Here is a 12648-nt window from a genome sequence, read left to right on the forward strand (position 1 = left end):
ACGGGAGGTCAGGTTCCGGGTGCTGAGCCCGACCCGCGAACCCGGATGAGGGGTGGTACGCGGCGAGGGCAGGACGAGGACCGCGACGGGCGTGTGAGCCAGTGCGGTGGTAATGGGTTCCGAGGCCCGTCTCTTGACCTGAGGGAGACGACGCCGGAGTTCTCGTCACCGCCCGTCGCGGTCCCAGCCACTCTTCTCCTCTATATACAGGGAGCCACGCACAGAGCCCCCTGTACATGGCGGAGCGATCCCCTCCCCACAGTCTCCGCCCGGCGGTGCGAACGTCCTGTCGCGCCAGCCTCGCACCGTCGGGCGGTATCAAACCAGAGCGCCGAGTCACGGACGGTCCCGTGACTCGGCGCTTTGTCGTTCCCGGCCCGCGGGGGCCGGGCGGCACTACGCGAGGGGTTCGGTGAGTTGACCGTACAGCTCCGGGCGGCGGGTCTGGAGGAGGCCGAACTCCAGCCAGTCGCGGCGCTGGTCGAGGTCGAGGTCGGCGACGAGGACGGCCTCGCGGTCGCGCGGGGCGCGGATCTGGACGCGGCCGTAGGGGTCGGAGATGAAGGAGGAGCCGTAGAAGGTGGAACGGCCCTCGGTGCCCACCCGGTTGGGCACGATCATGAAGAGCGCGTTGGACAGGCCGTTGGCGCTGATGGCGTGCTCCCACATCGGCCGGGTGTCGAAGGCGGGGAGGTCCACCTCGGAGCCGATGGCGGTGGGGTGCACGAGGATCTCCGCGCCGTGCAGGGCGTACGCGCGCGCCAGCTCGGGGAACCACTCGTCCCAGCACGTGGGGAAGCCGAAGCGGGCCCCCTCGTGCGCGACCACCGGGAAACCGCTGTCGCCGGGGCGGAAGCAGAGGTCCTCGCGGTACCCGGGGAAGGCCGGGATGTGGTTCTTGCGGGTGCGGGCGATGAGCTTGCCGTCGGGGTCCACACAGACGGCGGTGTTGTATCCGAGGCCGCCGTCCCCGGCGCGCTCGTAGAGCGAGGCGTGGACGGTGATGCCCAGCCCGGTGGCCAGTTCTGCGGCCAGCCGGACGGTGGGGCCGTCCTCGACGTCCTCCAGGTACCGGGCGGCGCCGTCGGCCATCGGGTCGTCGGTGTTGCAGAAGTAGGGGCTGCGGGTCAGCTCCGGCAGGCACACCACCTTGGCGCCCTGTTCGGCGGCCACGGCCACACCCTCGCGCAGCCGGTCGTCGTGCCGGTCCTCGTCGGCGTGCCAGCGCGTCTGGACGAGGCCGACGCGCAGCGGTTCGCGTTCGGCGGGCCGCATGCGGGCCGGAGACCCCAGGGGGGAGCCGAAGGAGGTGTGGAGTTCGTACGAGGTCACGCGCGGGCCGCCTTCGGGAGCTGCTGGGTGATGCAGTGGACGCCGCCTCCGCCGTAGGCGAGGACGGGGGTGGGCACGCCGACGACCTTGCGGCCGGGCAGGGCGGAGGCGAGTACGGCGAGGGCCGCGGCGTCGCTCTCGGGGTGGTCGCCGCCGACGGGGACCACGCAACCGCCGTTGGCGAGGTAGAAGTTCAGGTAGCCGACCTCGACGGGCACGCCGGCGACCTCGCCGTGCGTGGTCTGCGGGACGGCGACGACCTCGAAGGCACGGCCGCGGGCGTCGGTGGACGCCTCCAGGACGGCGAGGTTGGCGCGCATCCGGGCGTAGTCGGGGTGTGCGGGGTCCTCCGGCAGGGAGACGACCACCCGGGCGGGCCCGACGAAGGCGGCGACCCCGTCCACATGGCCGTCGGTCTCGGTGTCCTCCAGGCCTCCGTACGGGAGCCAGACGATCTTCTCCACTCCGAGCCGGCGCCGCAGCTCGTCCTCGATCTCGGCACGGCTCATGCGGGGGTTGCGGTTGGGGTGCAGGAGGCACTGCTCGGTGGTGATGAGCGTGCCCTCGCCGTCGACGGTGAGGGAGCCGCCCTCCAGGATCATGGAGGAGTGGACGCGGGGGTCGCCCAGGCGGTCCAGGAGGAGCGAGGCGAGCTTGTCGTCGGCGCTCCAGGGGTGGTGCTTCTCGCCCCAGGCGTTGAAGCGGAAGTCGACTCCGACGCGACCGCCGTCCGGGGTGAGGGCGAAGATCGGTCCGGAGTCGCGCACCCAGGAGTCGTCGACGGGGAGCTCGATGACTTCGATGGGGTGGGCCCCCTCCCGCACGGCGTCGCCCGCGTCGCAGGCGGCACGCGCCTCGTCGCCCCGGCCCGGGGCGGCGATCATGACGACGGGCTCGAACGCGGAGATGGCGCGGGCGACGGCGGCGTACTCCCGCTTGGCCGCCTCGAAGGCGGGACCCCACAGCTCGGGGCGGGTCGGCCAGACCATCAGGCAGGCCTCGTGTTCGGCCCACTCGGCGGGCATGCGGCCCGTCCTGGCAGCACGGGTGGTCGTCGCTGTCATCGGTGCGGTCTCCTTCGGTCTCACAGATCCTGACTGAAAATCCAGTCAGGAAATTGGCTCCCGCCATCGTGCGACCTGACCGAAAGGCCAGTCAAGGGGTGTCCGACCGAAAGGTGCGGTCAAGAGCGGCCGAGCCGACGGAACGCACGACGGCCCCCGCTCCTCCTCAGGGAGGAACGGGGGCCGTGCGCTGCTGTCAGACCGGGGCCGGACCTGTCGGGTCGGACCCGTGGGGTCGAACCGGCGGGGTCAGGCCCACGAGGTCAGACCCGTGGGGTCGAACCGGCGGGGTCAGACCGACAGCGGGCGGATCGCGGTCGGGGCGTGACCCGGCTCGGTCGCGAGCTCTTCGAACTCGGTGACGTCGCTCATGTCGACCGTCTTGCTCATCGCGATGTTGGTGATGCGCTCCAGGATGGCCTCGACGACGACCGGGACCTGGAACTCCTGGGCCAGCTTCTTGGCCTCCTCGAAGGCCTCGCCCAGCTTGTCCGGGTCGGTGACGCGGATGGCCTTGACGCCCAGGCCCTCGGCGACCTTGACGTGGTCGACACCATAGACACCCAGCTCGGGGGTGTTGATGTTCTCGAATTCGAGGTTGACCTCGAAGTTGATGCCCAGGCCGCCCTGCGCCTGACGGATCAGACCGAGGTAGGCGTTGTTCACGAGGACGTGGACGTAGGGGACCTTGTGCTGGGCGGCGACCGCCAGCTCCTCGATCATGAACTGGAAGTCGTAGTCGCCCGAGATCGCGACGATCGGGGTCTCCGGCTCCGCCGTGGCGGCACCGATGGCGGCCGGGATGGTCCAGCCGAGCGGGCCGGCCTGGCCGCAGTTGATCCAGTTGCGCGGACGGTAGACGTGCAGGAACTGCGCGGCCGCGATCTGGGAGAGACCGATGGTGGTGACGTAACGGGTCTCCGGACCGAAGGCCTTGTTCATCTCCTCGTAGACGCGCTGCGGCTTCAGGGGGATGTTGTCGAAGTGCGTGCGGCGCTGCAGCGTCGCCTTGCGGTCCTGGGCGGAGGCGGTCCAGGCGCTGAAGTCGGGCAGCTTGCCCTCGGCCTTCAGCTCCTTGGCGATCTCGATGAAGAGCTCCAGCGCGGCCTTGGCGTCGGAGGCGATGCCGAAGTCCGGGGCGAAGATCTTGCCGAGCTGGGTCGGCTCGATGTCGACGTGGATGAACTTGCGACCCTTGGTGTACGCGTCCAGGTTGTAACCGGTGTGACGGTTGGCCCAGCGGTTGCCGATGCCGAAGACGACGTCCGACTCCAGGAACGTGGCGTTGCCGTAGCGGTGCGCGGTCTGCACACCGACCATGCCGGCGGCCAGCTCGTGGTCGTCCGGGATGGTGCCCCAGCCCATGAGGGTGGAGATGACCGGGACGTTGACCAGCTCGGCGAACTCGACCAGCAGGTCGGAGGCGTCGGCGTTGATGATGCCGCCACCGGCGACGATCAGCGGGCGCTCGGACTCCAGCAGGAACTGCAGGGCCTTGGCGGCCTGGGCGCGGGTGGCCTGCGGCTTGTAGACCGGCAGCGGCGCGTAGGTCTCGGGGTCGAACTCGATCTCGGTCAGCTGGACGTCGATCGGGAGGTCGATCAGGACCGGGCCCGGGCGGCCGGAACGCATGAGGTGGAAGGCCTCCTGGAACACGCCCGGAACCTGGGCGGCCTCCAGGACGGTGGTGGCCTTCTTGGTGACCGGCTTGGCGATCGAGGCGATGTCGACGGCCTGGAAGTCTTCCTTGTGGAGCTTCGAGACCGGGGCCTGACCGGTGATGCACAGGATCGGGATCGAGTCCGCGATGGCCGAGTACAGACCGGTGATCATGTCGGTGCCGGCCGGACCCGAGGTGCCGATGCAGACGCCGATGTTGCCCGCCTTGGCGCGGGTGTACCCCTCGGCCATGTGCGAGGCGCCTTCGACGTGGCGGGCCAGGGTGTGCGCGATGCCGCCCACGTTCTTGAGCTCGCGGTAGAACGGGTTGATCGCAGCGCCGGGGACGCCGAACGCTTGATCAACGCCCTCAAGCTTGAGGATCTCCACTGCAGCGGCGGCGGCTGTCATACGAGGCATCGAGTTCTCCTGCGGGTCTGGCGGTCAGGCGTTTTCCGTAATCCGGAAGTTTTGTTCTGCTATACGGAACAAGCTAAGCGTCGGTCCCGCGCACGTCAAGGCGGTGCGAGACCCCGGAACACACCAAAAGGCGCATCTCGTTCGGCGAGTTGTACAAATGACCAGGCGGACCGCCCGAATCGGCCTGATTCCCGGGGTGCGCGCCCCGCCCGGTCGCGGGTGGTGGAGCATGGACGTACGCACAGCGACGGAGGGGGTCCAGGTCTCATGGCGGAAGCGGTACCGGTGCGCTGTCCGGGATGTCGGCGCGAGAACGGCTACACCGTCCCGGTGTTCCCGTGCGCCTGCGGGAGCCCCGTCTCGCCCCCGCTGGACCTGGCGGCGCCGACCGTCCCGCTGACCCACCGCACGTGGTCGGACAGCTGGGTGACGGTGCGCTGCGGGTCCTGTGGGCGGGAGAGCGACTGGCCGCACCCGGAGGTGGGGTGCGGCCAGTGCGGGACGGTGGTCCGGGTGGCGGTGCACCCCCCGACCCCGACGCGGGGCCCGACGCCGCAGGGGTCGGCGCCGGGCGAGGGCTCGGGGGCGGGTTCCGGGGCGGGTCCCGGCGCGCGGGGCGGCGTACGGGAGGACGGGTCGGGGACGGACCCGCGGGCCGGGTGGACCGCCGGGGCCGCGGCCGGGGACGGGGGCGGTCGTGGTGGCGGGGCCGGTGGCGGGGGCGGGGCCCGTACATCGGTGCCGCGTCCGCCGTTTCGGCCGGTGACCATCCGTACCGCCCGGGACGCGGTGGTCACCGCCGCCCTCTACCTGCGGTGGCTCGGCTTCCAGGACGTGCGCCAGCCCGACGGACTGCCGATCCCGTCGGCGGCGGTGGACCTGAGGGCACCGGGGGTGGTGGCCCAGGTGGACCCGACGACGGCTCCGGCCGGGCTGCGGGCGGTGGAGTGCGTCTGGCTGAACGGCCTGACGGCCGCCGCGACCAGCGTCTACTTCTCCCTCGCCGGCTACACCGAGGAGGCCCGCAGCCGGGCCGACGACCTGGGCATACCGCTGTTCGTCATGGACCTCACGGGCATGCCGCAACCGGTCAACGACCCGGCGGACGACCTGGTGGGTACGGGGGCCTAGGCTCGGAGGCGTTTGACATCCGTGCCTGCCGAGGAGAGCCCGATGAGCCTGTACGACATCCAGCTGACCACCCTTGACGACGAGCCCACCAGCCTCGCCGCCCACAAGGGCAAGGCGATCCTGCTGGTGAACACGGCCTCCCAGTGCGGGCTCACCCCGCAGTACTCGGGGCTGGCCCGCCTGCAGTTCAAGTACGAGGAGAAGGGCTTCACCGTCATCGGCGTGCCCTGCAACCAGTTCGGGGGCCAGGAGCCGGGTACCGCCGACGACATCCAGACCTTCTGCGCCGCCGGTTTCGGGGTCACCTTCCCGATGCTGGAGAAGTCCGAGGTCAACGGCGAGAACCGGCACCCCCTCTACCAGGAGCTGGTGAAGACCCCGGACGCCGAGGGCGAGGCCGGGGACGTCCAGTGGAACTTCGAGAAGTTCCTGATCTCCCCCGCCGGCGAGGTCGTGGCGCGCTTCCGCCCGCGCACCGAGCCGGAGGCGCCCGAGGTCATCGCGGCGATCGAGGCCCAGCTGCCCGCGTAGGTCCTCCCTACCGCCTCGTACGCGTACGTCCCTCCGCCCCGGCACGGGCCGGGGCGGGGGACGGCGCCGGGGTGATCAGTTGATCCCGCGGTCCATGCCCGTCCAGTACGGCTCGCGGAGCTTGAACTTCTGGATCTTGCCGGTCGCCGTCCGGGGGATCGACTCGCGGAACTCCACCGTCGTGGGCGCCTTGTACCCGGCCATCCGCGCCTTGCAGTGGGCGATGATGTCGGACTCCCCCGCCGTGGCCCCCTCGACGAGGACCACGAGGGCCTTGATCGTCTCGCCCCACTTCTCGTGCGGCACGCCGATGACGGCGACCTCGGCGACCGCCTCGTGGCTGAAGATCACGTCCTCCACCTCGATCGAGGACACGTTCTCGCCGCCGGTGATGATCACGTCCTTCTTGCGGTCGGAGATGGTCAGGTGACCGTCCTCCTCGTCGATCGTGCCGCCGTCACCGGTGTGGAACCAGCCGTCGCGCAGGGCCGCCGTGGTCTCCTCCGGCTTCTCCCAGTAGCCGTCGAGGACCACGTTCGAGCGCGCCAGGACCTCACCCGAGTCCGACACCGCCAGCTTCACGCCGAGCGCCGGCAGCCCGGCGCGGGAGAGCTTGCGGGCCCGCTCCTCGGCCGGCAGCGCCGCGTCGGCGGGCCGGGCCCGGTTGAAGGTGAGCAGCGGGGAGGTCTCGGTCAGGCCGTAGATCTGGGTGAACTCCCAGCCCAGCTCGTCGCCCATGCGCTGGATGGTCCTGCTGGGCGGCGGGGCGCCCGCGCAGACGACGCGTACCGTGTCACGGCCCGGGATCTCCCCCTCCCAGGTGGCCGCCGCGTCGAGGACGGCGTTCCAGACCGCGGGGGCGCCGCACATCAGGGTGACGCCGTGCTCGTCGACCCGGCGCAGGATCTCGGCGCCGTCGACCTTGCGCAGCACCACCTGCTTCACTCCGAGGCCGGCCATGACGTACGGCATGCCCCAGCCGTTGCAGTGGAACATCGGCAGCGTGTGCATGTAGACGTCGCGCTCCCACACCCGGGTGTGCAGCCCGAAGGTCAGTCCGTTGACCCAGATGTTGCGGTGGGTGAGCTGGACGCCCTTGGGGCGGGCGGTGGTGCCGGAGGTGTAGTTGATCGTGGCGGTGGCGTCCTCGTCCGGGCGCGACCAGGGGCGGGGCTCGACGCCGAAGCGCATCAGCTCGTTCTCGGTCCGCTCGCCGAGGACGTACCGGTGGCGGGCGGTGACCCCGGAGAGCGCCTCGTCCAGCTCGGGGTCGACGAGCAGGACCGAGGCGCCGCTCTGGCGCAGGACGTACTCGATCTCCTCGGGCTTGAGCCGGAAGTTGACCGGTACGCAGATGCGGCCGCTCATCGGGATGGCGAAGAGCAGCTCCAGCATCCGCGCGGAGTTGTGGCTGACCACGGCCACCCGCTCGCCCTCGCGAACGCCGAGCGCGTCGAATCCGGCCTGCCAGGCCCGTACCCGCTCGCCGAGCCGCCCGTACGTGGTCTCGGGCACCGGAGCGGCCGGCTGGTCGGGCTCGTCGACGACCCCGGGGCTGAAGGCGAACCCCAGCTCCGCCCGGTCGAGGAAGTCCGCGACGGTCATCGGAATGCGCATGGTTCTCTCCTGAATCCGGCCTGTTTCCGGTCTGTGTCCGGGCGACTGCCGTGCGGGCGGCCCGGCGCGGAAGCGATCTTCCCCGTGACAGGCATCGTGCCGCGCCGCACCCGCCGTCCACCAGGGACGCGTCAGCCGTGGATTGACCCGAAGCGCACGGATCCGGGGGCGCCGGTCATCACGACCAGCATCTCCAGCCCTTCGGCCTCGATCTCCGCCTTGACCGCGGCCTCCGTCTTGCCCGTCCTGCCCGCCTTCCCCGCCGTGTCCTTCCCGAACAGCTCGACGGTGAGGACGGGGGCGCGGTCGTCGTCCTCGTCGATCCGCCAGAGTCCGGCGACGAAGCCGTCGACGAGCAGGGTGCGGTGGGCCTGGTTGCCGGTCCAGGTGCGGCCCTTGAACTCCGGGGCGACGACGCGGGAGCGGTCGGCGTGGGAGAGCAGCAGGTTGTCGAACTCGGGGAGGAACCGCGGCGGGGCGGGGGTCTCGGCGTCGGGACGGGGCGCGTCGGGCAGGTCGAACAGCTCGACGCCGTTCTCGTCGCAGAAGGCGAGCAGCTGCGGGCGCAGCCGCTCGAACGCCTCGCGCAGCCGGGTGAGGCCGGCCCAGGTCTGCATGTCCTTGACGGAAGCGGGGCCGAAGGCGCCGAGGTAGCGCAGGACGACGGCGTCGATCTCCTGCGGTGCCCCGACGGGCTCCCCCAGCCACTGCTCGACGGTGGTGAGCCGCACCTGTCCGCTGCGCCCCCACACCCCGCGCGGGGTGACCTGTACGAGCGGGAGCAGGCAGCGCGCGGCGACGGCCAGGGACTGCGGGTCTGCGCCCGGCCACGTCAGGAGCAGCTCTTCGCGGATCTCCCCCATGGTGCGCGGCTCGGCCTCGACGAAGGCGCGGGCGAGGGTGGCGAGGCGCTCCGGGTCGACCCCGACGAGGCCCTTGCGGAAGTGGTTGACCTCGCGGTCCCGGGCGGCCTGGACGAGCGGGCGGAGGATGAGGGCGTCTGCCGCGGTGTGGGTGTGGATGGTGGAGCGCATGGTGACGATGCGGACCGCCTCCCGGTCCTCCATCAGTCCGGCCAGCTCGGCGGGCCGGAATCCGGCGAGGCGGGCGTGCAGCTGGTAGTAGGGGGGCTTGACGTTCTGCGCCTGGAGTCCGAGGAGGTGCGCGACGGCGTCCCGGGCCGACATCTCGGCGCGGCCGAGCAGCAGCTGGCGGGCGAGCGTGGCACGGTTCAGTGCGCGGGTGTCGAGTACGGGGTTCGTCCTGGAGGCCATGACGGGAAACTATCCGTCCTTGCGGACGGATTCTGTCCGCAACCCGGAATCGACCTCACGGCGGATCCGGGACCCATTCGCCCTATATCCTGCACCTTGCCCATAAACGCCCGTTCGACCGGGAGCTGACCTGCGATGCCGGAGCGCCCAGACCGCCGCCCTTCACCCCCGTCCTCGTCCTCGCCGACGCCGTCGCCCACTCCCACTCCCGCGAAGCGCTCGGGGTGGCTCCGGCCGCCCGGCGCCGGCGCGACGCCACCGGCGACTCCTCCGGCCGCCCCCCCGCAGCCCGCGGCGTCGGCCTCCGAGGTCCCGGACGGACACCGCAGCGTGATCGACTCCGCGGTCTACCGCGACGGCCGCCGGGTGGCCTCCCCCGCCACCCTCGCGGACACCTTCCGACAGCTGCGCGAGCAGCGGGGCGGCATGGCCTGGATCGGGCTGCACCGCCCGACGCAGGCCGAACTCCACTCCCTGGCCGCAGAGTTCAACCTCCACCCGCTCTCGATCGAGGACGCCCTGGAGGCCCACCAGCGCCCCAAGCTGGAGCGCTACGGCGACACCCTCTTCGTGGTCCTGCGCGCGGCCCGCTACCTGGACGCCCCGGAGGAGGTCGACTTCGGCGAACTCCACGTCTTCGTCGGCCCCGACTTCCTCATCACCGTCCGCCACGGCGCGGCCCCCGACCTCTCCGCCGTCCGCCGCCGCATGGAGGAGACCCCGGACCTCCTCTCGCTGGGCCCGGAGGCCGCCCTGTACGCCATCCTCGACGCGGTGGTGGACGGCTACGCCCCGGTCGTGGCGGGCGTGCAGAACGACATGGACGAGATCGAGACGGAGGTCTTCCGGGGCGACCCCGAAGTCTCCCGCCGCATCTACGAACTCTCCCGCGAAATGGTCGAGTTCCAACGCGCCACCCGCCCCCTGGTCGGCATGCTGCACGCCCTGATGGCCGGCTTCGCGAAGTACGGCACGGACGAGGAACTCCAGCGCTACCTCCGCGACGTGGCCGACCACGTCACCCACACCAGCGAACGCGTCGACGGCTTCCGCCAGGCCCTCACCGACATCCTCACGGTCAACGCCACCCTGGTCTCCCAACAACAGAACGCCGAAATGCGCGCCCTGGCGGAAGCCGGCTTCGAACAGAACGAGGAGATCAAGAAGATCTCCTCCTGGGCCGCCATCCTCTTCGCACCCACCCTGGTCGGCACCATCTACGGCATGAACTTCGAAACCATGCCGGAACTCCGCTGGGCCGCGGGCTACCCCTTCGCGATCCTCCTGATGGCCATCGTCTGCGTGAGCCTGTACGTCATCTTCAAGAAGCGCGACTGGCTGTAGACCACACACCGGCGCCATTGATCAACTCAGCTCTTGCGAACCCTCATGAATGGCCGGCGGGGCTCGCTGGGGAGAATCCACAGCCCGGGAGCGAGGAGCATCTCCCGGGTGGGAGACCCAACCGGCCGCTCCCGGGGGGCAGTCGGGCCCTGGTCAGATCGTGACCGGACCGTGGGCGGTGGCGAACTCCACCGAGACCAGGCCCTGTTCCTCGTCCTCGACCCAGGTGACGTCGATCTGGTCGAGGGGGTGGTCGGACGGTTCGCCGAGGAAATCGGCGATGGAGGCGGCGTCTCCGGCGATGGAGACGCCGTGGATGGTGGTGGAGGTGCGCGGGTCGGCGCTCGGGCGTTCCTCGATGGGGACCGACCACTGGAGGAAGTAGGGCAGTTGCGGGTCCTCCATCAGTTCCAGCAGGCCGATCTGCTTCCACCTCAGGTCGAACCCGTCGGGGCGGACACGGTGGCCCTCGGCCGAGGTGCGGCCGAGGCGGGCCTCGACCGGGGTGATGTCGTCGACGGACACCACCCAACCGAGCCAGCCGCCGCCCTCGGCGGCGCGGCGCGCGACCGCCTGGCCGAAGGGTGCGCGGTCGGCGGCGGGGTGGTCGAGTGTCGTGACGACCTCGACGTAGGTGCCGCCGCTCAGCGGGAGAATGAAATTGCGGGTGCCGAATCGCGGGTGCACACCCCCGTCGACGAACCCGGCGCCTAGGGCCGATCCGATCCACTGGACGGTCGAGACGAAGCTGTCGCGGGTCACCGCATAGGACACGTGATCAAGTCGCACTCCGGCATCATCACCCGGCAACCCACACAAATCCCGATGCCACGCCCGCCGCCCCGGCCGCGTCCGCCGTGGATTCAACCGTGGGGCGGATCGCTCATCGTCATCCCGGCGGGGGCGGCCCGGCCGAAGCCAGGCAGCAGCGCTGCCGCCACAGGATTTCGATCCGGCACGCAGCGCCATGCGTACGGCACTTCCAAGAGACAAGCTCCGGCAACCGGCAGTCGCCCCACAACCCGGCCCGTAGAGCGCCGATGTCCGACCACTTGGCCGCCGACGACCTGGGCGACTTCCTGTGGCCGCCGGTCGACGGCTTCGTCTCCCGGGAGGCCGCCACCTCGCACGAGCCCGACTGGAAGGCCCACCCCATGGGGACGCGCTGGTTCTGGAGGCTCGCGAGATGCCGACCACCGGACGGGGCGCGGCGGAGGACTTCGCCGAACTGGCCGCGCGCACCGGTGAGTGGGACGCCTGCGCTTTGGCCCCATGCCTGGCCTTGGGGGTGCCCCGGCCGGACGCCGAAATCCGGGTCCGCGAGGTTCGGCCCCTCTGCGACGAGTTCGAGGCGGGAGAGGAAGGCCTCGTCGCCATCGCGCCTGTGGCGGGTACGTACTCCGCCACACCGCGGAGGATGCCCGCTGCGGGGTGTTGGCGGGCGGGCGAAAAGCGGTGGAACCGTGCTCGCCCGTGCCGTTAGCGTGCTGGCGTCCGCTGTCGCCTCGTCAAGGACCTGCCGTTGTACACCAAGTGAGAACCCCCGAGCGCTGATCCGTCGCGCGTCGCACCTGTGCGCCGTGCTCCTTTTCGCTGCGGTCTTCTCACTGGAACCGGTGTATCGCTGTGTCCGAAACCTGGGTGGTCGTGCCCACCCGTCTGCCGATAGTCCTCCGCCGTTGCCACAGGTGCGCCTCCGGGCGCTTCCGGGCGAACGGGAGATTCCGTGTCAACGCGAGCCACAAGCTCCTCGACGTCTGGCTCCTCGCCCTGTGCCTCGGGTGCGGGGACACCACCAAGCTCACCGTCCTGGAGCGGATGAACGTGCGTGCCGTGCCGGCCGGGCTCCTGGAGCTGCTGCACGGCAATGACCCCGGCCTGGCGGCCGAGCTGCTCCAGGACCCGGGCGTACGGCGTCGCAATCGTGTCGCCCTCGACTGGGACGACGCCTGGCGCCTCGACCGCGGCGCCCCGGAACAGCCACAACAGCCGCCTCAGCCGCATCCGCGGGAGGGTGAGGCGGTCGAGGTCTCGGTCCGGTTCGCGGCGCGGGTGCCCGTGCGGCCCGTGCGTTTGATCGCCGAAGGGTTCGGCCTTCCGCGAGCCGAGGTCGAGAGGTTGCTCGCGGAAGGGAAGCTCGTGTCGACGGTCCGGCTGAGCGGCAAGCTCTCGGGGGACTTCTCCTTCACCTTCAAGCACTAAGCCCACCCGGTCCCGGCCTGTCCGGCGGCATCCGATCCGCCGGACAGGCCGGGGCCGTGTCCACGGGCGCTCGC

10 protein-coding genes are annotated in these 12648 nt (G+C 70.9%); 4 read left to right on the plus strand and 6 right to left on the minus strand.

Going from position 1 to position 12648, the window contains the following annotated elements; translation table 11 throughout:
* Window positions 1-396: 396 nt before the first annotated feature.
* From ACIOD1_RS15425 to gcl, 3 genes are all read right to left on the minus strand, one after another.
* The gene (locus ACIOD1_RS15425) at window positions 397-1332 is read right to left on the minus strand and encodes a nitrilase-related carbon-nitrogen hydrolase (protein WP_365619293.1); all 936 of its coding nucleotides are present in this window, start codon (window positions 1330-1332) and stop codon (window positions 397-399) included.
* Entirely contained in the window at window positions 1329-2396 is a 1068-nt protein-coding gene (locus tag ACIOD1_RS15430) for an agmatine/peptidylarginine deiminase (RefSeq protein ID WP_401902645.1), read from the minus strand. The genes ACIOD1_RS15425 and ACIOD1_RS15430 overlap by 4 nt, the downstream gene beginning before the upstream one ends.
* Window positions 2397-2687: 291 nt before the next feature.
* Window positions 2688-4475, minus strand: a complete 1788-nt coding sequence (gcl, locus tag ACIOD1_RS15435) for a glyoxylate carboligase (protein WP_365619299.1) — start codon at window positions 4473-4475, stop codon at window positions 2688-2690.
* Between the two features lie 267 nt (window positions 4476-4742).
* On the opposite strand from gcl, the gene ACIOD1_RS15440 reads away from it, so the two are divergent.
* Together ACIOD1_RS15440 and ACIOD1_RS15445 are read left to right on the plus strand one after the other, a co-directional pair.
* Window positions 4743-5606, plus strand: coding sequence for a hypothetical protein (locus tag ACIOD1_RS15440; protein ID WP_401902647.1), 864 nt, complete (start codon window positions 4743-4745; stop codon window positions 5604-5606).
* 42 nt (window positions 5607-5648) lie between these two features.
* Complete coding sequence (locus ACIOD1_RS15445; RefSeq protein ID WP_401902649.1) at window positions 5649-6137, plus strand: glutathione peroxidase; 489 nt, start codon at window positions 5649-5651, stop codon at window positions 6135-6137.
* Window positions 6138-6212: 75 nt separating this feature from the next.
* On the opposite strand, the gene ACIOD1_RS15450 is transcribed toward ACIOD1_RS15445, so the two are convergent.
* Window positions 6213-7754, minus strand: a complete 1542-nt coding sequence (locus tag ACIOD1_RS15450; protein ID WP_365619307.1) for an AMP-binding protein — start codon at window positions 7752-7754, stop codon at window positions 6213-6215.
* A 131-nt stretch (window positions 7755-7885) separates the two neighbouring features.
* Window positions 7886-9028 carry a winged helix DNA-binding domain-containing protein gene (locus ACIOD1_RS15455; protein WP_401902651.1) on the minus strand — a complete coding sequence of 381 codons (1143 nt, stop codon included), beginning with the start codon at window positions 9026-9028 and terminating at the stop codon, window positions 7886-7888.
* 135 nt (window positions 9029-9163) lie between these two features.
* On the opposite strand from ACIOD1_RS15455, the gene ACIOD1_RS15460 reads away from it, so the two are divergent.
* Window positions 9164-10372, plus strand: coding sequence for a magnesium and cobalt transport protein CorA (locus tag ACIOD1_RS15460; RefSeq protein ID WP_401902652.1), 1209 nt, complete (start codon window positions 9164-9166; stop codon window positions 10370-10372).
* Window positions 10373-10525: 153 nt separating this feature from the next.
* Here the strand turns inward: ACIOD1_RS15460 and ACIOD1_RS15465 are convergent, their stop codons facing one another.
* Window positions 10526-11161 carry a VOC family protein gene (locus ACIOD1_RS15465; RefSeq protein WP_365627610.1) on the minus strand — a complete coding sequence of 212 codons (636 nt, stop codon included), beginning with the start codon at window positions 11159-11161 and terminating at the stop codon, window positions 10526-10528.
* Between the two features lie 837 nt (window positions 11162-11998).
* On the opposite strand from ACIOD1_RS15465, the gene ACIOD1_RS15470 reads away from it, so the two are divergent.
* On the plus strand, window positions 11999-12574 hold the full coding sequence (locus ACIOD1_RS15470) for a DUF1062 domain-containing protein (RefSeq protein ID WP_401902656.1): 576 nt from the start codon (window positions 11999-12001) through the stop codon (window positions 12572-12574).
* Window positions 12575-12648: the final 74 nt, after the last annotated feature.

Origin of the sequence: Streptomyces sp. NPDC088097, assembly GCF_044741845.1 — a bacterium.
GTDB lineage: Bacteria > Actinomycetota > Actinomycetes > Streptomycetales > Streptomycetaceae > Streptomyces.